Source organism: Polaribacter sp. Q13, from assembly GCF_016858305.2.
Classification (GTDB): domain Bacteria; phylum Bacteroidota; class Bacteroidia; order Flavobacteriales; family Flavobacteriaceae; genus Polaribacter.
In genome coordinates this window covers 3,880,500-3,901,345 of record NZ_CP074436.1, presented here as the reverse complement: position 1 = coordinate 3,901,345, position 20,846 = coordinate 3,880,500, and the positions used below count along the sequence as shown (strand labels likewise).

18 protein-coding genes are annotated in these 20,846 nt (G+C 29.0%); 6 read left to right on the top strand and 12 right to left on the bottom strand.

What is annotated here, in order from left to right:
* Positions 1–134: 134 nt before the first annotated feature.
* Genes JOP69_RS16450 through JOP69_RS16440 form a run of 3 tightly spaced genes read right to left on the bottom strand, consistent with a single transcriptional unit; the run spans position 135 to position 2,665 of the window.
* Positions 135–830 (bottom strand): glycosyltransferase, encoded by a 696-nt coding sequence (locus JOP69_RS16450; protein ID WP_302850209.1) that lies wholly within the window; start codon positions 828–830, stop codon positions 135–137.
* A 30-nt stretch (positions 831–860) separates the two neighbouring features.
* Entirely contained in the window at positions 861–1,961 is a 1,101-nt protein-coding gene (locus JOP69_RS16445) for a glycosyltransferase (protein ID WP_203391988.1), read from the bottom strand.
* A 17-nt stretch (positions 1,962–1,978) separates the two neighbouring features.
* Entirely contained in the window at positions 1,979–2,665 is a 687-nt protein-coding gene (locus JOP69_RS16440; protein ID WP_203391987.1) for a cell division ATP-binding protein FtsE, read from the bottom strand.
* Between the two features lie 162 nt (positions 2,666–2,827).
* On the opposite strand from JOP69_RS16440, the gene JOP69_RS16435 reads away from it, so the two are divergent.
* From JOP69_RS16435 to JOP69_RS16415, 5 genes are all read left to right on the top strand, one after another.
* Positions 2,828–5,887, top strand: a complete 3,060-nt coding sequence (locus JOP69_RS16435; protein ID WP_203391986.1) for a lipopolysaccharide assembly protein LapB — start codon at positions 2,828–2,830, stop codon at positions 5,885–5,887.
* Positions 5,887–7,650, top strand: a complete 1,764-nt coding sequence (locus JOP69_RS16430; protein WP_203391985.1) for a hypothetical protein — start codon at positions 5,887–5,889, stop codon at positions 7,648–7,650. The genes JOP69_RS16435 and JOP69_RS16430 overlap by 1 nt, the downstream gene beginning before the upstream one ends.
* Positions 7,651–7,759: 109 nt before the next feature.
* Positions 7,760–8,407, top strand: coding sequence for a tetratricopeptide repeat protein (locus tag JOP69_RS16425; protein WP_203391984.1), 648 nt, complete (start codon positions 7,760–7,762; stop codon positions 8,405–8,407).
* Positions 8,397–9,209 carry a hypothetical protein gene (locus JOP69_RS16420; protein ID WP_203391983.1) on the top strand — a complete coding sequence of 271 codons (813 nt, stop codon included), beginning with the start codon at positions 8,397–8,399 and terminating at the stop codon, positions 9,207–9,209. The genes JOP69_RS16425 and JOP69_RS16420 overlap by 11 nt, the downstream gene beginning before the upstream one ends.
* A gap of 260 nt (positions 9,210–9,469) precedes the next feature.
* The gene (locus tag JOP69_RS16415) at positions 9,470–9,829 is read left to right on the top strand and encodes a MauE/DoxX family redox-associated membrane protein (protein WP_203391982.1); all 360 of its coding nucleotides are present in this window, start codon (positions 9,470–9,472) and stop codon (positions 9,827–9,829) included.
* A gap of 221 nt (positions 9,830–10,050) precedes the next feature.
* Here JOP69_RS16415 and JOP69_RS16410 read toward each other — a convergent pair whose 3' ends face one another.
* Positions 10,051–12,264, bottom strand: coding sequence for an FUSC family membrane protein (locus JOP69_RS16410; RefSeq protein ID WP_203391981.1), 2,214 nt, complete (start codon positions 12,262–12,264; stop codon positions 10,051–10,053).
* A 245-nt stretch (positions 12,265–12,509) separates the two neighbouring features.
* Positions 12,510–12,746, bottom strand: coding sequence for a CDGSH iron-sulfur domain-containing protein (locus JOP69_RS16405; RefSeq protein WP_203391980.1), 237 nt, complete (start codon positions 12,744–12,746; stop codon positions 12,510–12,512).
* Positions 12,747–12,860: 114 nt separating this feature from the next.
* Between JOP69_RS16405 and JOP69_RS18870 the strand changes: the two genes are divergently transcribed.
* Entirely contained in the window at positions 12,861–13,706 is an 846-nt protein-coding gene (locus JOP69_RS18870) for an FKBP-type peptidyl-prolyl cis-trans isomerase (RefSeq protein WP_349666068.1), read from the top strand.
* A gap of 78 nt (positions 13,707–13,784) precedes the next feature.
* Here JOP69_RS18870 and trpA read toward each other — a convergent pair whose 3' ends face one another.
* From trpA to JOP69_RS16365, 7 genes are all read right to left on the bottom strand, one after another.
* The gene (trpA, locus tag JOP69_RS16395) at positions 13,785–14,552 is read right to left on the bottom strand and encodes a tryptophan synthase subunit alpha (RefSeq protein ID WP_203391979.1); all 768 of its coding nucleotides are present in this window, start codon (positions 14,550–14,552) and stop codon (positions 13,785–13,787) included.
* Positions 14,553–14,609: 57 nt separating this feature from the next.
* Complete coding sequence (gene trpB / locus JOP69_RS16390; RefSeq protein ID WP_203391978.1) at positions 14,610–15,794, bottom strand: tryptophan synthase subunit beta; 1,185 nt, start codon at positions 15,792–15,794, stop codon at positions 14,610–14,612.
* Positions 15,795–15,874: 80 nt separating this feature from the next.
* Positions 15,875–16,570, bottom strand: coding sequence for a phosphoribosylanthranilate isomerase (locus tag JOP69_RS16385; protein WP_203391977.1), 696 nt, complete (start codon positions 16,568–16,570; stop codon positions 15,875–15,877).
* A gap of 118 nt (positions 16,571–16,688) precedes the next feature.
* Positions 16,689–17,477, bottom strand: coding sequence for an indole-3-glycerol phosphate synthase TrpC (gene trpC / locus JOP69_RS16380; protein WP_203391976.1), 789 nt, complete (start codon positions 17,475–17,477; stop codon positions 16,689–16,691).
* A gap of 138 nt (positions 17,478–17,615) precedes the next feature.
* The gene (gene trpD / locus JOP69_RS16375) at positions 17,616–18,605 is read right to left on the bottom strand and encodes an anthranilate phosphoribosyltransferase (RefSeq protein ID WP_203391975.1); all 990 of its coding nucleotides are present in this window, start codon (positions 18,603–18,605) and stop codon (positions 17,616–17,618) included.
* A gap of 73 nt (positions 18,606–18,678) precedes the next feature.
* Positions 18,679–19,254: an aminodeoxychorismate/anthranilate synthase component II gene (locus JOP69_RS16370; RefSeq protein WP_203391974.1), complete on the bottom strand. Its 576-nt coding sequence runs from the start codon at positions 19,252–19,254 to the stop codon at positions 18,679–18,681.
* A 71-nt stretch (positions 19,255–19,325) separates the two neighbouring features.
* Positions 19,326–20,717 carry an anthranilate synthase component I family protein gene (locus JOP69_RS16365; protein WP_203391973.1) on the bottom strand — a complete coding sequence of 464 codons (1,392 nt, stop codon included), beginning with the start codon at positions 20,715–20,717 and terminating at the stop codon, positions 19,326–19,328.
* Positions 20,718–20,846: the final 129 nt, after the last annotated feature.

Genomic DNA, 20,846 nt, shown 5'->3' with positions numbered 1-20,846 from the left:
TTGATAAAGTTTGCTGTACGTTACAAAAAAATGGATTCGAAATTGTTTTAATAAGATGCTTAAGTTAAAAAAACACTGTTCTTAAAGTATTGGTAGTACACAAAATTTGACTTTTTTAAATAAACAAATATCCTCTAACCAGCAATTTTTCTAATTAAAAATTTAAGTAAAGCAATAATTGAAAATATTGGTTTTAAAAAAATAATAGAATTATTTGTTTTTAAGAGTATTTCTTCTTTATATAATGACCAATTATAGTTTTTAGAAACACCATAAGGTTCACATAAAGCAATAACAGTAGATACGGTTTTAACTTTACTTTTGTTAGCAAATAAGCTTAAATTAAAATCATAATCAGACAAAATTTTATAATTTGTGTTATATAAATTTTCGTTAAAAATAGTTTTATTATAAAATATAGATTGATGATGAACCGTATTTTTCACCCACATTATAGAAGACCATTTCGATTTAAAATTTTTACTAATTGTTTTAAAACAGTAACTAATTTCACCAATTATTAAATCAAATTTAAGGTCCAATTCTTTTGATAAATTTTCTATAACCCAATTAGAAGCTAATAAATCTCCACTTCCTAAAAAATACAACCATTTTCCTTTAGATCTAAGAACACCTTTGTTCATAGCATTATAAATCCCTTTATCTTTCTCAGAAATATAGTTAAAAGGTGGTCTTAATGTTTTTAAATATTCTTGAGTTTTAGTTTTAGAGCCACCATCAATAATCCAAACTTCAAAATTATTTAAAGATTGATTTTGAATACTTTTTACCGTTTTTTTTAATCCTTTAAGATTATTTAAAACTGGTATTATTATGGATATTTTCGGTTTGATATCTATTTATTTAAAGTAATTATCTAATTTTTTAGATTCTATCTCCCAACAAAGTATTTCTTTTGTTTCTTGTTGATGTTTTTTTATAGAGCTTAATAAAGCGGCATCGTTTAATACTTCATTAATTTTGCTAGCTATTTTTTCTGGAGAATAATCTTCTACTGTAACACCAACTTTATATTCATTTATAATTCTTGATATTTCTGGCATATTACCCGCAATAATAGGAATTTCTGCATGAATAAAATCGAATAATTTATTTGGTAAAGAATACGTAAAACTTAAACCTAAAGGCTCTTCTAAAACCATACCCAAAGTTGCTAACTTAGTATAATTAATAAGCTTACCTCTATCTATTCTACCTAAAAAATGAACTCTCTCGTCCATTTTTTCTTTAGCAACAAACATTCTTAATTCTTGTTCTACTTTGCCATAACCAATAATAACTAAATCTAAGTTATCTATATATTTTAAAGCCTTAATCATTGGTTTAATTCCCCTACCAGGATTTAAAACTCCTTGATACAGAATAGTCCTTTTATCTGTTGGAAACTTTACTTCTTTTAAATTAGAGTAAGCATTCTTTAAAGGAACATTTTTAATAACACCCATTTTATTCTGATATTTTTTATCATAAAAATCGGCTATAGATTGACTAACGGTATAAGATTTTTTTATTCTCGGTAAAAAAAAATCTTCTAATTTTCTCCAAAAATTCTGCACAAATGCTCTACCTTGTAATTCTGGTCCTTCAGAAAAAAGCTCGTGACTATCATAAACTAAATCAATATTTTTTAACTTGCTAGTAAAAAAACAAGCAGGTAAAGTATCTAAATCATTAGATACTATATAATTAAATTTTCTAAATAAGATATAAAAAAAAAGTCTTATATTATACTCTGCATAAAATAAAAAATTATTATTAAAAAAATGTTTTTTTCTAATAATTGTATACGCTCTTTTTACAGTAATTGTATTTGGTAAAACTCTACCATACACAACAACATCGAAACCTAATTTAATAAGATAACTGCATATTTTATGCACCCTATAATCTGTTGAAATATCATTAGTTACAGCTACAAAAACTTTATTTTTTTTTTTCAATATTATAAGATTATAATCTAAACAGTGGCTTTTTGAGCTACTTCAAACAACTCTCCACCTTCACACTTTAACGTTTTTTGCTTAAACTTTACAATTAATTGGTAATCATGCGTTGCCATTAAAATGGTTTTACCACTTTTATGAATGTCATTTAAAAGTTCCATTACCTCTAAAGAAGTTTTTGGGTCTAAATTACCTGTAGGCTCATCTGCTAAAATTAATTCCGGATCATTTAACAACGCTCTAGCAATGGCTATTCTTTGTTGTTCTCCTCCAGAAAGTTCATACGTTTTCTTAAAAGAATGTGCTTTCATGCCTACTTTATCTAATACGGCATCAATTTTCTCCTTAATTTTAGTTTTATCTTTCCAACCAGTCGCTTTTAATACAAACTCTAAATTACCAAAAACATTACGATCACTTAACAATTTAAAGTCCTGAAAAACAATTCCTATTTTTCGTCTTAAAAAAGGGATGTCTTTTTCTTTAATCGATTTTAAATCGAAATCCACAATACTTCCAGCACCTTTTTGCAGCTTTAAATCGCCATATAGCGTTTTCATTAAGCTACTTTTCCCACTTCCTGTTTTACCAATTAAATAATAAAATTCTCCTTTTTGTATCGAAAGATTAACTTTAGACAACACCAAATTTTCTCTTTGATATATATCTGCGTTTTCTAAAAATAAGACTGGTTTTTCCATAAAAAAACTTGTTTCTACAAACTTAAAAGTTTTGAACGATTTTATACTATGAATTACAAACAATTCTTACTTTTGATTCAAAATATTTTCATAATATTTCTTCCTCCATCAAACAAAATTAAAATATGTTCGTTATTCATTTTAAGTATCAAAAATAATTATATGAAGTTTATTTTTATAAAAAAACGTTTTATTACTTGTTTCTTTTTTTTAGTTGCTTTTGCAGGTTTTAGCCAACAAACAATTGTAGACACAAATATTTTTACAAAATATAATAATGCCATAAAGTTATTTAATGACAAAGCGTATGCTGCCGCGCAAGCTAGTTTTATTTCTATAAACAAAACCGCAACCGTAAGTTCTAATTTAAAAGCAGATGCCGCCTATTATGATGCCATGTGTGCTGTACGATTAAATCAACCAGAAGCAGATAAAAAAGTAGTAACTTTTATTGAAGAAAATCCTAATAGCAGTAAAAAAAACAAGGCCTTTTTTACAGTTGCTAGTTATTATTTTGCCAATAAAAAAGCTGCTTATGCTCTTAAATGGTACAAAAAAGTGAATGCAGATCAACTTTCTAAAGAAGATAGAAAAGAACTAAATTTTAAAATGGGATACGCTTATGTAGTAACCAAAAATTTAACTTTAGCTAAAGAAAAATTTCTTCCATTAATTAATGATGCTAAGTATGGTAATGATTCTAGATATTATTATGGTTACATTGCTTACAAATTAGAAGATTATGAAATTGCAGAATCTACGTTTAAAGAAATTGCAGATAATGAAACCTATCGCGTAGAGATTTCTTACTATTTATTAGACATTAGTTTTCAGGCTGGTAAGTTTGAACGTTGTATTACCGTTGGTAAAAAACTAATGAATACATTTAAGAAAAAAGATAGATCAGAAATTTCTAAAATAATTGGTGAGAGCTATTTTAATTTAAAACAATATAGTGAAGCAATTCCTTATTTAAAAGGATATACAGGTAAAAAAGGGAAATGGAATAATACAGATTATTATCAATTAGGATTTGCGTATTACAAACAAAACGATTTTGAAAATGCCATTAGTAATTTTAATAAAATTATTGATGAGAAAAACTTTGTTGCTCAGAATGCCTATTACCATTTAGGTGAATGTTACCTTAATTTAGAAAAAAAAACAGAAGCTCTAAATGCTTTTAAAACAGCTTCTGAAATGGATTTTGATACAAATATTAAACAAGATGCTGCTTTAAATTATGCAAAATTAAGTTATGAAGCAGGTAATCCTTTTAAGAGCGTTGCAGAAGTTTTGCAAGATTACTTAAAAGCTTATCCAAAATCTAAAGCATACGAAGAAATTAATGACTTAGTTATTTCTTCATTCTTACATCAACAAGATTATAATGGGGCTTTAGCATTTTTAAGTCAAAAAAAATCTATAAAAAATAATTCTTTAATTTCAGAAGTTTCTCTATATAGAGGTATTCAATTATTTAATGATCAAAAATTAAAAGAAGCGTTACCTTTCTTTGTAGAAGGCAAAAAAGCAACAGACGTATCTATTAATGAAAAATCTAAATATTGGGAAGCCGAAACTCTTTATCGTTTAGATAACACGAATGAAGCACTCACTAAATTTACGGCGTTAAAAAAGGAATTAAAAATAGAAGGTGGCGAATTTAAACTACTAGACTACAACATTGGTTATAGCTATTTTACACTAAAAGACTATACCAATGCTGCTATATCTTTCGAAAATTTTATAAAAAAAGAATCTATAGAAAAAGAGATTAAAGACGATGCTTTTATCCGTTTAGGAGATAGTTATTTTGCTCTTAGAAATTATAAAAAAGCAATTACAACCTACGCTAACGTAGTTAAAACTTATGGTGCAGATGCCGATTACGCCCAATATCAAATAGGAATGAGTTATGGTTTTATTGAAGATAACCAAGCTAAAATAAAAGCGCTTACCAATGTTGTAAATGAATACCAAATTTCTAATTTAAAAGATGACGCCTTATTTCAACTCGCAAACACATATACCATAATAAAAGATAATAAAAAAGCACATTTAGCCTATGAAAGGTTAATTGAGAAACACCCAAACAGTGTTTTTTTACCAAAAGCTTTAGTCCGTCAAGGATTATTGTATTATAGTGAAAATGAGAATGAAAAAGCTTTAGAAAAATTCAAAAAAACTACCAGTCAATTTCCTAATTCTCCAGATGCCTTTGAAGCTGTTGCAAATGCCAGAAATATTTATATTGATAATGGCAATTTAAATGATTATGTTAGTTGGGTTTCTGGTTTAAAATTTATAAACATTACAAATTCCGATTTAGACAACACCACTTTTGCAGTAGCAGAAAAAAAATATTTTGAAGCAAAAGATGGTAATGAAATTATTAGAGCGATTTCTAAATACACAATTTCTTTTCCTGAAGGAATACACAAACTAAAAGCAAATTATTACTTGGCAGATATTTTATTTAAAGAAAAACAATTTGACAAAGCAATTCCTTATTATCAAAATGTATTAGAAGAAGGACAAAATGAATATAGTGAAGATTCACTGGCTAAATTAGCTCAAATATTTCTTGAAAAAAATGAGTTTGAAAATGCAATCCAAATATTAGACAGATTAGAACTAGAAGCTTATACAACAGAAAATGTTTTATTTGCCCAAAGTAATTTAATGAAAGGGTATTATGAAACAAAAGCTTATGAACAAGCAATAACATACGCTAAAAAAATTCTTGCTAAAGATAAATTAAACGACCAGCTAGAAAATGATGCAAAAATAATTATTGCTCGTGCTTCTTTTATAAACAAAGATTTTTACACTGCTGAAGAATATTATACAGAATTAGAAAGTAAGGCTTCTGGCGAATTAAAAGCAGAAGCATTGTATTATAATGCATACTTTAAAAATCAACAAAAAGAATTTGCAGACTCTAATAAAACCGTACAAAATTTAATAGCAAACTATTCTTCTTATAAATATTGGGCCGTAAAAAGCTATATAATAATGGGGAAAAATTATTATGGATTAAAAGATGTTTATCAAGCTACTTTTGTTTTAGAAAACATTATTAAAAACTTTACTCAATTTAAAGACATTGTTGAAGAAGCCAAACAAGAATTAAAAATAATTAAAGAAAACGAAGCCAAAACTAATAATTCCGTAACTCCTATAAAAGAGGATAACACTACTAAAAAAAATCAAAAATAATGAAAAAAGGTTTCACATTATTTCTACTCTATTTTTCTTTTTTAAGTTTAAACGCTCAAAAAAAAGAACAAGCTATAGACACCGTAAAAACAGAAGTTGTAAATATTGTTACAAAATACAACCCTAAAATTGCAGATGCTAAAAAGATTAATAAAAACCCAACAATAAAACTGCTTAAAAGCAACGAAAAGAAAAAACTAGAATACACTATTTTTTCTGCTCCTGTTGCCTCTACTTTTATTCCTAAAAGTGGTGTTGTAAAAGGAATTAATGTTGGTATAAAAGAAAGAGTTTACCAAAATTATTTAGCAGCCGGATATGGTAATTACAACACACCATATTTAGAAACCAATTTACATTATAGTACTCGCTTTGAAAACGAGTTTGGTTTTAATGCAAAATATTTAGCATCTCTAGACAATGTTAAAAACTCAGTGCTTAACAGTAATTTTTCTAACTTAAATATTGGCGCTTTCTACAAGCAGCAAGACCGTTACTTCGATTGGAAAGTAACCTTAAATTCTGAAAGAAATCTTTATAATTGGTACGGTTTACCAGATCTTAATTTTACAGATTTAACGACTAATTCTATTAATGAAGAACTAATAAACAATTATTTTGAATTAATTGGATCGTTCAATTTTAAAGACTCTTATCTTCATTCTGCAAAAATTAAAACAGCCTATTTTACAGATAGTTATAAAAGTAATGAAATATTAGCTAAATTTAATGCGAGATTAGATTTGCCTTTAGATTTTTTACTTTCTAGTTTAAATGATATTTCTATTGCTACTAGCATCGAATTTTTAAAAGGGGAGTTTAAAAACGATTACAGCAATTCTAATTCTTTAAAATACGGAACATCTACCATCAACATAAATCCTCAATATAAAATAGAATATGAAGGTTTTTCTATAAAACCAGGCTTAAAATTAATTGCTTCTTTTGATTCAGAAAACAGCTCTAATAACTTTTTTATATTACCCGATGTATTTGTTGAAGGACCAATAATAGAAGAATATTTAAATATCTATGGTGGTTTTTCTGGAGATTTACACACCAATACATACAAGAATTTCACTGAAGAAAACCCTTACGTTTCGCCTACTCTTTTTATAACTCAAACTTTAGAAAAATCGAATATCTATTTGGGGTTAAAAGGAAGAATTATCAACGATTTAAGTTTTAATATTAAAGCAAGTTTTAAATCTGAAGAAGACAAACCTTTATTCTTAAGAAATACTTCTAAATCTAACGGAAGTATTAACACTTATAATGGCAGTAATTTAAAAGGATATGAGTATGGAAATTCTTTTGATGTGTTGTATGATGATGTAAAAACAAATACTTTATTTACAGAATTAGAATATGACTATTCTAAAAACTTATCATTTGGGCTTCAGGGAATCTACAACAACTATACTTTAAAAAATGCTTCAGAAGCTTGGAATTTGCCTTCTGTAGAAGGAAGTATTTCTGCTAATTACAAAACAACTAAATGGTTTGCTTCTGCCAACATTTTCTATGTAAGCGAAAGAAAAGATGCCCTCTATAACAACCAATACCCTTCTAGTTTAGGTGGTATAGAGACTGTAGATTCTTTTGCAGATGTAAACTTAAATGGAGGATATCATTTTAACGACAAGTTTTCTGCATTTCTAAAATTAAACAATATATTAAACACAGAATACCAACGTTTTGCAAACTTTGACACTCAGGGATTTCAAATATTAGGAGGAATGACTTATAAGTTTGATTTTTAAAATCAATTATAAAAACCAAGCATTTTATTAAATTTATTTTATGTTTTACTACTTAATAATTGGACTTCAAATTTATTGCGTATACCATGCCTATAAGAATAGGAACAATATGTATTGGTATTTTATAATATTCTTTATTCCTTTAATTGGTTGTATTATTTACCTTTTAACACAGGTAATTAATAAAAGTGATGTAACTAATATAACAGAAGAAATTACTACCATAATTAATCCTACAAAAAAGATAAAAGACTTAGAAACAGCTCTAAAATTTTCTAACACATTTCAAAATAAGATTAATTTAGCAGATGCTTATGCACAAAACAAAGAGTATAAAAAAGCTATTGACACTTATGAAAAAGCGCTAGAAAGTAATTTTAAAGATGATCCGTACACGTTAAATAAACTAATTACTTGTTATTTTAACACTCAAAATTTTGATAAAGTAATTGAATATGCACAAAAAATAGACCTCCAAAAAGACTTTAAAGAAACCATCTTTTTTTATGGTTTAGCTTTAGAACAAAAAGGAGCATTAGAAAAGGCGGAAATTCAATTAAGAAAAATTGACATCAGATATTCTCATTATAATGAAAGACTTGAACTTTCTAAATTCTTAATTAGACATCACAAAAAAGATGCTGCCAAAGAAGTTTTAACTGAAGTTATTGCAGAAATAACTGCGATGACAAACGTAAATGCAAGAAAACATAGAAGCATACTATCTGAAGCAAGTAAAATTCTGAATGAGAATTAACTATTTTTTTAAGGGAATTCTACATTTATTAATTTTCTTATTTTTAACGGTAACAACTCAAATTGGTGGCATATTATATGTTATTACATTTTTATTAATTTCTAATAAAGTGTTAAAATATAGATTAAAAAGGACATTCTTTTTCATCACTTTATATTTAATAACATCCTTTTTAATTGTTCCAAAAATGGCTCCATTATTTGGACGCGTTAAAATTGAAAACAATAAAAATTTAGAGGCACATAACTTTATAACCAAACTCTTTAATAGAAATTATGTTACGCCTAAATTACAAGAAGTGTTAACAGCTGTTTCTTTAAAAATAAAGAAAGAATCGCCTTCTTTAAAAGTTATATATTTAGATGCAAACTTTCCTTTTTTTAATGGTTTTCCTTTACTTCCTCATTTAAGCCATAATGATGGTAAAAAGATTGATATTTCTTTTATTTATCAAACCGAAAAAGGTGTAAATACAAATAACAAACCTTCTAATAGTGGCTACGGAATCTTTGTAGCACCTAAAAACAATGAAATCAATCAAACCAATATTTGCAAGAAAAAAGGTTTTTTGCAATATGATTTTACCAAGTACTTTACGTTTGGAAGCTTCAATTCAAATTTAAAAATCTCAGAAAAAGCTACCAAAAATCTTATTCTACAAATCTTAAAAGAAGATGCGGTTAGTAAAATTTTTATAGAACCTCATCTTAAAAACAGGTTAAATCTCAATCATTCTAAAATTAGGTTTCATGGTTGCGGAGCTGTTAGACATGATGATCATATTCATTTTCAAATTAAATAAATAGTCATTTCATTTTTGTAGCTTTATAAAATCAAATAACCTATAAAATATTAAAAACCAACTATTCTAATCTATATCTTCAATGTTACTAATTTCTTGTAATAGAAAATTAAAAAGACAATTGATAACGCTCAATTTTAATCAGAATAAAAAATAGATTATGAACATTACTTAACAAAATAAACAAGTTTCGTTACAAATTAGTAGCACTCAATGTAAGTATCATTTATTTAACAACTAACTATTAAAATCAAAATTGAATGGAAATTTTTATACTAATTCTTAAAATATTTTTTGGTGTTTTATTCTGCTTCGCAGGAATTATGCATGTTATAAAACCGAATGCTTTCAAACATTTTATTCCAGATTTTTTACCGAAACGATTGGTAAATTATATTGCAGGAATTATTGAATTTGCATTAGGATTAGGGTTGTTTTTTCCATCTACTGTTAAAAATGCTGCTATGGGAATTTTTGTTTTAATGATTCTATTCCTACCCATTCATATTTGGGATCTTACTAAAGAAAGACCTGCAATCGGTTCTAAAAAAATAGCTCTTATTAGAATTCTTTTACAATTTTTGTTGATGTATTTATCCTACCTAACTTACCTAAACTAATAAAATTAAAATGCGCATTTATGCGATGGTTTCTACTGAAAATCAACCCGATATAGATTATTATATCTAAAATGGCCCTGAAAATGGTTTTAAGATAGAAATACATTAAGCAAGGAAGAAACCCTAAAAGTGATGACTATTTTCGCTGCTTATGCCAATTTTCAAGAAGAGAAAAAGTGTATTAAATCACTTTCAAAATTTAAAACAAGGTTGATAAAAAACTAAATTTTCTTTATATTTTTTATCAAACTTTCAGAAAGACTTAACAGCCACCTAACTTGTTCAGATACTAATTGTGTTTCATGTAGTTGAGATCTCATTTCTTTTGTGATAGGCAATCCTTTTTCTATTTCTTTATCTCTTTGGTTTGCTAAAATTTGAAAATAATCCTCATAATTTTTTGCAGCAACAGCCAACTCTTCCCTTTCTAAACAAATAGAAGATTCAGAATTATTTAAGAGTTCTATTGCCTTTTCTAAATTTGATAAAATATGTTTTATATAAATTTCAAATTGTTTTGGCACTTTGCCAGTTTCATTGGTTCTTATATACATCCCTAAAGAAGAAAGTGATGACAAATAGGTATTAAAAATGCTCATTAATTCATAAAACAATTCACTGTTTTCTTGCTTAGATTTTGGTTCTTGTGCCAGTCTTTGATAAGCTGCATTTAGATCTCCTACTTGTAAAAAAGCTTCTTTCCTAGCCAAACTATATGCCGTAGGTACTTCACCTTTTTGGTGATATAAAACATCTATTTGCTTTAAAAACTCTGAAAAACTTTCTATTGATTTTGATAAAAATTCTTTTATATTTTTAGCTTCCCAAGCTGGCCAAAAAAAGTAATTTGCAACATACGCTAAAACAGATCCTATTAAAGTATCCATAACTCTAAACTTTATAACCGTTAATATATTCGGATTTATTAAAGCATATATAAAAATAACATACAACGTAATAAATGCTGCTCCATTTCTATAGTTTTGTTTTACTAAAGAAAAACCTATTATTAAAGATAATGCAGCAATTATAGCATATATTATTACATTTTGTGTTAAAAAAACAATCCCAACTCCCACCGCAGCACCAATTAATGTGCCTACTACTCTACTCTTGGTTCTTTCTTTAGTTAAACCATAACTAGGTCTCATAATAACCACTATAGTTAACAATATCCAATAAGGCTGCTGCATTTCTATAGCATAACCAATGATAAAACCAATTAACATGGTAAGTGTTAATCTTAATGAATGCCTAAATATGGGCGATTTAAAACTAAAATTGGCTTTTAACTTTTTAAAATCATAGTCTTGAGGCGTTAAAAACTGTTCTGCATCTTTTATAGGCCTAATCTTATCGTTTTTAGAATAATTATCTATTACCCTAACAATATCCATTAAGTTTCCTATTTGCTTTTCTTGATACGCTTTATAGTTTAATAAAAAGATAACTCCTTCCCTAGCTTCTGGCAAACCAACATTTACTTTATAAATTTCTATATGATTCTCAATTTTTTTAAGTAAAATATTAAAATTGTTTTGAAACGTAAGTTTCTCTTGTTTTAATATTACTTTAGAAATATGATTTAATCTATCAGAAACTTCAAAAATCAATAACTTAAACTCATCTACTTTCTCATGGTGCTCTTTAAATAATGTATCAAACTTCTCGTAATCGATTGTGTTTGATATAGCCAATTCATATATCTCAATAATTTTAGAAAAAATTAATTGTTGTCGTCTTGTTCTGTTACTAAAAACGGTCTTTGATCTTTTTACTAAAACAACTTCTCTTATCGTTTCGTGAAGCTCATTGATTTCTGTTTGCAATTTAAAATTCTCCTCTAAAAGGTTTGTTCTATTATCAATCTCCACCAATAATTTTCCTCTAATTTTTATAAATTTTGAAGTTTTTTCAAGTAACTCCACAAACAAATAATCTATTTGAACCTTTGGCAATACTACATCACTTAAAATTACCAAAGACAAATACCAAACACCTCCTAAAGCAATAAACAAAGCATGTTCTAAAACCGAAATTTCTGCACTCTGATGTGCAAGCGCTAAAATCAATGAAATTAAACCCGCAAATGAAATTAAAGAGGCTCTAAAGCCAAATACAGAAATATAAGAAATTAAAAATACAAGAATAACTAGCAAAGGAACTAAAACTAGATAATCACTAAACGAACCTATTAATAGCGTTACTACAAAGGTTAAAATTATGGAAATTAATATCCCAAAAAATTTATGTTTTAAACTTCCTGGCACATCCGACGGAGCACAAAAGATGGCTCCTAATGCAATGCTAAATCCTATATTAAAATTGTCAAAGAAATAAATTGATATAAATACAGGAACTGCCATTGCTAAAGCAACTAAAAATGCTTTAATAAAATAAACACTCTTAAAATATCTAATTAAATTTTTAACCATAAATAAAATTAAGTATCAAATTTAAGAAGTTTTTTTTAGGTGCGTCTATTAATTTAAGACATTTAAACTTAAAATACAAGGATTATATAACTCCCCCATTTTACGTTAAAATAAGAAGAAAAAACACGCCCAAAGTTAATTATTTCTTTCTTTAAAAGGAATAAGAAAATAAAGCACGTGTAGTTTCAAAATCCTTGCAGAAGAAATATACATTTAATTAATTACTATTTCTTAAGAATAACAATTTATGATCTATGAGAACCATCACAAAAAGGTGCATTTTTAGTTTCTTTACAAGCACATAAATTTCTGCTTTCTGTTTTATCTGCTTTAAAAACATTCGGACTCATGCCTGTGCCTTTATGTTTTCCATCACATAATGGTTGGTTTTCCGACAAACCACAACTACACCATGCATAATTTTTCCCTTCTTCTAATTCAACTGCAATAGATGCATTTCCTGCTCTTTTTGGTAATTTCATAATTATATTGTTTTAGATTCTTAATATAAATAAAATAATGAATAGTTTCTATTTTTAAATTATATAATGATTTGGATTTCTTTTATATTCGCCTAAAACTTAAAAAAACGTACCATGAAATCATATTTATATTTGTTTTTATCACTAATTCTTTTTACTTCTTGTAATAAAGAAGATAGTTTCAACCCAGAAACAGAAGCTGATATTTTAAAATATCTTGAAGACAACAATTTAACTGCAACAAAAACTGATACAGGACTTTACTATATTATTAATAATGAAGGTACAGGAGAGTATCCTTCAGAAAGCTCTATAGTAGATGTTGACTATAAAGGATATTATTTAGACGGAACAGTTTTTGACGAATATGAAGGTGCTGTGTTTAATTTAACAAAAGTAATTCCTGGTTTTATAGAAGGCCTTCAACTTTTTAGAGAAGGTGGAGATGGAACTTTAATACTTCCTTACCAATTAGCTTATGGCGAAAGTGGATCTGGTTCAATTCCTGCAGGTGCTGTATTAATCTTTGACATAAAAATTAATGCTGCATATACAGATTATGACGAACAAAATGAAGCTGCTATTTTAAAATATATTGAAGACAATAATTTAACTGCAACAAAAACCAATTCTGGCTTGTATTATGTAATAAATAATGAAGGAACAGGTACAAGACCAACAGACTCTTCCAATGTAACAGTTGCTTATAAAGGAACTTTTTTAAACGGAACTCCTTTTGATGAAAGTACTGTATCTGGAGCAACATTTAATTTAAATCAAGTAATTGCAGGTTGGACAGAAGGAATTCCATATTTTAAAGAAGGTGGAGACGGTATTCTGTTAGTGCCTTATACTTTAGGATATGGAGAAAACGGATATACTGATGTTTATGGAAATGTTCTTATTCCAGGATATACTGTTTTAGCTTTTGATGTCAATTTAATTAGTGTTAATGACTAAACTAAATATTTAAGGACATAAAAAAAAGCGAAACTTAATAAGTTTCGCTTTTTTTTATATAATTTATATGACTTTAATTTAAGAAATAATTGGTTTTATAAAATCATCAATTTTATCAATTCCATTAGCACCTAAATTCTTAATAAATGCAGAACCTATAATAGTTCCGTTTGCATATTCACATGCAGTAGTAAAAGTTTGTTTATCAGAAATACCAAAACCAATAATTAATTTACTTTGCAAATTCATGTTTTTTATTCTTTCGAAATAAGCAACTTGATTATTAGAAATATCTCCTTTTGCTCCCGTAATAGAAGCCGAGGCAACTACATAAATAAAGGCTTTAGAATACGCATCTATTTTTCTAATTCTTTCTTCGGATGTATGCGGAGTAATTAAAAACACGTTTGTAATTCCGTATTTTTCAAATAAATCTTTATAATGATTTTCAAACTCAATCATTGGTAAATCTGGAAGAATAACGGTATCAATACCACAATCTACTACTTTCTTACAAAATTTATCTTCACCATATTTTAACATCTGGTTTAAATACCCCATTAATACCAAAGGTGTTTTATTACTGCCTTTAATCGTCATTAATTGATCAAAAATCAAATCTAAATTAATACCGTTTTCTAATGCTTTCTGGCTACTATCTTGTATCGTTGGTCCGTCTGCTAAAGGATCTGAATATGGCAAACCAACTTCTATAAAATCTACACCACTTTTTTCTAATGCCGAAATCACTTTTGTAGTATCGTTTAACTTCGGATATCCACAAGTAAAATAAATAGATAATAAATTTTTATCTTTTTTCTGAAATAATTCTTGAATTGAATTCATAATATTCTATTAATGAAGACCCTTCAGGTTTTAAAACCCTGAAGGGTCTAATTCTAATTAGTCTTCTAAATGGTTGATATACGTTTCTAAATCTTTATCTCCTCTACCCGATAAATTCACCACCACAACTTGGTCTTTTTTAAACTTAATTTTAGGTAAAACCGCCAAAGCATGTGCACTTTCTAAGGCAGGAATAATTCCTTCAATTCTAGTTAATTCATAAGCTGCTGCTAACGCTTCTTTATCTGTCGCATCCATGAATTTTGCTCTTTTAGAATCAAAAAGATAGGCGTGTAAAGGTCCAACTCCAGGATAATCTAAACCTGCAGAAATAGAATAAGGCTCAATAATTTGACCGTATTCATCTTGCATTAAAATGGTTTTAGAACCATGAATAATTCCTACTTCACCTAATTGAGAGGTGGCGGCACTTTCTCCAGAATTCACCCCTAATCCAGAAGCTTCAACTGCAATTAACTCTACATCTTCATCATCCATATAATGATAAAAAGCACCGGCTGCATTAGAACCTCCACCAACACAAGCTATAATTGTATCTGGATTTTCTTTACCGGTTTTCTCTTTTAGTTGCCATTTCATTTCTTCTGAAATTACTGCTTGTAAACGCGCAACCATATCTGGATACGGATGCGGCCCAACTACAGAACCAATTAAATAAAACGTTTCTGGATGCTGAATCCAATAACGAATTGCTTCATTTGTTGCATCTTTTAAAGTTCTACTTCCGCTTAAAGCAGGTACCACTTTTGCACCTAACATTTTCATACGTGCAACATTTGGCGCTTGACGCTCAATGTCTTTTTCTCCCATAAAGACAGTACATTCTAAGTTCATTAAAGCACAAACTGTAGCCGTTGCAACTCCGTGTTGTCCTGCGCCTGTTTCTGCTATAATTTTCGTTTTCCCTAATTTCTTAGCAACTAAAATCTGACCAATAGTATTGTTTATTTTATGTGCGCCTGTATGGTTTAAATCTTCTCGTTTTAAGTAAATAAAAGCACCATATTTTTCTGATAATCTTTTTGCCAAATACAACGGACTCGGGCGACCAACGTAATCTTTTAATAAGGCTTTGTATTCTTCTTGAAACTCTTCCGATTCTAAAATTTGAAGATAATTATCTTCTAATTCCTTTACATTCGGGTATAACAATTCTGGGATAAAAGCACCTCCAAATTGTCCGTAATAACCATTTTTGTCTGGGTGAAATTTTGATTTCATATCTTAAATTGTGTAATTGTTTATTTGTTTAATCGTGTAACTGTTGATGTGCTTTTTTACACAATTCAACTTTTACACAATTACACAAAAATTTCTTTCTTAAATTCCTTTAACTCTTCTGTTTTCTTAACTCCTGGTTTACTCTCAAATTTACTATTTACATCTAAAGCGTAAATTGGTAAATTAGATTTCAATATTTTTTGTACTTCTTCTACATCCTCTAAACCGATTCCTCCACTTAAAAAGAAAGGTTTTTCAAAAGGATATTTCTCTAAAACAGACCAATCAAATTTGGTTCCATTTCCTCCTCTTTCTTTTCCTTTGGTATCAAACAAAAAGAAATCTACCACTTCTAAATACGGCTTTAAAACATCAAAATTAAATTCGTCTTTAATTCCGAATACTTTAATAACCTCAACTTCATTTTTAGAAATGTAGTGTTTATTTTTTTGCTTTTTTATCGTCTTATTTTCTTCAATAAACAGCGCTTTATTTTCTGCTAATTGCTTTTTTAAATTGACAACATACTCAACAGACTCATCTCCGTGTAACTGAATAGCTTCTAACCTATATTCTTCAACTAAAGAAATAACAATCTCGATATATTCATTTACAAAAACACCTGTTTTTTTTATCGAATTAGAAAGTTCTGGAATAATTCCTTCAAAATTTCTTTTTGATTTTTCATAGAAAATAAACCCCAAATAATCAGGTTGCAACGCTGCAACTTGTTGGATATTTTCTGTAAACTTCATTCCACAAACCTTTAATTTCATAATATTATCTTTTTGTCACTTCGAGTGATTTTCGACTTTATGAGAAAATTGTATCGAGAAGTTATTCTGTTCTCGATACAAATTTTTCGTTCCTCAAAATTCACTCGAACTGACATAACTATCTAATTTGATTGATAAAATCTAAACAAGCTTCTCCAGGATTGTCTGTTTTCATAAAATTCTCTCCAATTAAGAAACCTTGAAAACCAAATTCTTTCAATCCAGTAATAATCTTTGGATCAGAAATTCCGCTTTCTGAAACCTTTAAACACGTATCCGGAATTTGACCTGCTAATTTAATTGAGTGCTCTAAATCCACTTCAAAAGTCTTTAGGTTTCTATTATTAATTCCGATAATCTTATTATCTAAATCGTTAATTTTATCTAAATCTTCTTGCGTATGTACTTCATACAAAACCTCTAAACCTAAGTCTGTTGCTAAGTTTCCGTAGTTTTTTAACTCAGTTGCGGTTAAGCAAGAAGCTATTAATAAAACTACATCGGCTCCAATCGCTTTTGCTTCTACAATCTGAAATCCATCAACAATAAAATCTTTTCTAAGAATTGGTTTTTGTTGATTGATAACTCTTGCCTCCATTAAATCTGCCATTGTTCCTCCAAAGAAAGAAGTGTCTGTTAAAATAGATTGTGCAGCAACATTCGCATCCAAATACCCATTAGTAACCTCTGCAATGGTTGCTTGGTCGTTAATGATTCCTTTTGATGGAGATTGACGTTTAAACTCTGCAATAATCCCTGTAGAACCAACTTCTAACAAAGATTTTTTTAATGAAAAAGTTTCTCTTCCAAAACTTGGACTTTTTACTAAATTTTGTACAGGAACTTCTGCTTTTATCTTAGCAATTTCCTTCTTTTTAAATGCGATTATTTTATCAAGTATTGTCATTTCTTATTTCTTATATTAGGTCGAGCACAGTCGAAACCTATTTTAATATATTTAGTCATTGTGAGGAGCGAAACAATCTGTTCTTTTTACTAAAAGATTCCTTCAGTCATACTTCCTTCGGAATGACATTTTCTATTTTTAAATACTAACTAATTTCTCTAGCGTTTGTTTCGCTTTCAATCCAAATAACGAATCTTTAGCTTCTGCGAAAGCATTTTCGAAAGACTTGGTATCATCAACAATAGTTAATGCAAAAGCAGCATTTGTTAGCACTACATTATTCTGAGATTCTGTTCCATTTCCACCAATAATCGTTTTGAAAATTTCAGCAGCATCTGCAACTGAATTCCCTCCAAATATTTCTGATTGCTGAATTCTTTTCTGTCCTAAATCTTCTGGGTTTATAATTTGTTCTCCGTTTTTCGTAAAGAACTTAAATCCGCTTGTTAACGAAATTTCATCATAACCATCTAAGGCATGAATAATTCCGTAATTGATATCTTCTTCTTGTAAAATGTAATTGTACAAACGTGCAACTTCTAAATTAAAAGTTCCCAACATGTGGTTTTTAGGTGAACTTGGGTTTACCAAAGGCCCTAACATATTAAAGAACGTTTTTAATGCCAATGCTTTTCTTGTTCCACTTACAGCTTTCATTGCTGGATGAAACTTTGGAGCATGTAAAAAACAAATATTTGCCTTTTCTAAATGTTCTCTTAAAATGGTTTCATCATTCGTAAAATTGTATCCAAAACTCTCTAACATATCAGACGAACCTGATTGAGAAGACACTGAATAATTACCGTGTTTTGCTACTTTTTGTCCGGTTCCGGCAACTATAAAAGAAGTTAAGGTTGATATGTTAAACGTATCTTTTCCATCGCCTCCAGTTCCAACAATATCGATTGTATTATAATCTGATAAATCTACTTTTATTGCCAACTCCATTAACGCATCTCTAAAACCAGCAAGTTCATCTGCTGTTATCGGACGCATCATAAAAACAGTCATAAATGATGCTAAATGGGCATCATTGTATTTCTCTGCAGCAATATCTTTTAAGATTTGTTTTGCTTCAGATTTAGACAATCTTTCGTGATTATATAATTTGTTTAAAATTGCTTTCATAATTCTTACTTGTCATTGCGAGGTACGAAGCAATCTCATCATTAAAAGATTGCTTCGTGCCTCGCAATGACATTTATTTATTCGCATTAATAAAATTCGTTACCAACTGCTCACCAACATCTGTTAAAATAGATTCCGGGTGAAACTGCACAGCAGAAATTGGAAATATCTTATGCTCAATTGCCTGAATTAATCCATCTTCATCTCTAGCAGTAACTTGAATTTCTTCTGGAAAACCTTCGTCTGTTGCTGCCCAAGAATGGTAACGTGCCGCCATAAATGTTTCTGAAACATCTTTAAATATTATTGCGTTTTTGTCTGTAACTCTCATTTCTGTGGCTACTCCGTGAAAAACATCTTCTAAATTGATGATGGTTCCTCCAAAAACTTCTGTAATGGCTTGTAAGCCCAAACACACTCCGAATATTGGTTTTATGCCTGCGTAGGTTTTAATTACTTCTTTTAAGATGCCTGCTTCATCCGGAATTCCTGGTCCTGGCGATAACATAATCATATCGTAGTTTCCTACATCTGCAATACTGATTTCATCGTTTCTAAAAACTGCAGGAAATTCTCCTGTGATTTTCTCTACCAAATGAACCAAATTGTAGGTAAAAGAATCGTAATTATCTAAAATTAATATTTTCATTTTAAAAAGCTTTTGGCTTTTGGCTTTTGGCAATTAGCAAAAAGCTAACCGCTAACAGCTAAAAGCTATTTTTAAATATTTTCTGCTAAAATCAACGCTTTTTTTAACGCTGCTAATTTATTATTTACTTCTTGTAATTCTTTTTCTTCGTCGGAATGAATTACGATTCCTGCTCCCGCTTGCGAATATAAAACGTTGTTCTTACTTACAAACGAACGAATGGCAATGGCCAAATTTACAGAGTTGTCTAGACCGATAATTCCGACTGCTCCACCGTAAAATCCGCGTGTTTGGTTTTCGTATTTATCGATTAACTGCATTGCCTTGTATTTTGGCGCTCCACTTAAAGTTCCTGCAGGAAAAGTGTCTCCAACAATTTCAATTGGGTTTCCTTTAATTTCTCCTCTAACAGTAGAAACCAAATGAATCACGTGGCTAAAATATTGTACTTCTTTAAATACCTCAACGGTAACTTTATCGGCATGTTTGCTTAAATCGTTACGTGCTAAATCTACCAACATTACGTGTTCTGCGGTTTCCTTTTTATCTGCGGATAATTTTTTACCCAACTTAATATCTTCTGCCATATCTCCCGTTCGTCTAAACGTACCTGCAATTGGATTGATCGTCGCTTTACCTGCGGATATTTTAATTTGCGCTTCTGGTGAAGAACCCATTAATTTGAAAGACCCGTAATCGAAATAAAACAAATATGGCGACGGGTTGATAGAACGCAATGCTCTATACACATTAAACTCGTCTCCTTTAAATTTTTGTTGAAATTGGCGAGATAAAACTAGTTGAAAAACATCTCCTCTTTTACAATGAGATTTTGCTTTTCGCACATACTCTTTAAATTCTTCGCCAGTTATATTTGAAGTTTCTTCACCTACAATTTCGAATTTTAGTGTATTAAATGCTTGTGCATCAATAATGGTTTCAACTTCATCTATACGAGAAGCTGTACCTTCTTCTATATTTTCTATCAGCGTCATTTCATCATTAAAATGATTGATAACAATAACAAAACGATAAAAACTGTATTGCATTTCTGGTATTGCAGAAGGTGCTTTCTTGTTTGTGAATTTAATATTCTCGAAATACTGAACAGAATCAAAGGTTGTATACCCATATAATCCGTTATAGGGTTTTAACTCGGCAGGACAATCTAAATCTATCGCATCCTTAAATTTATAATATAAATCATAAAAGTTTTTATAGATAGGTTGTGTATCTATTTGCGTTCCTTTATGTGAAACTGTAAACTGATAATCATCTACTTTCATAGTAACAATAGGTTCTACAGCAATAAAAGAAAAGCTTTCTTCTTTACTGTGATAATCGGAACCTTCTAACAACAGCGTGTTAGCGAATTTATCTCTAAAACGTAAGTACAGCCCTACTGGAGTAACTGTATCTGCCATTTTTGTTTTATGAATTGTCTTAAATTGTAATTTTTTCATTTTACTTTTTGTCTGGTCGAGCGCAGTCGAGACTTTTACTTATCCTCTTAACTGCACTCAAGCGGACATTTCTTTATTTTTTTCTTTAAATGACTAAAAAATCATCATAAAAAAAAGGCTTATCGTGAG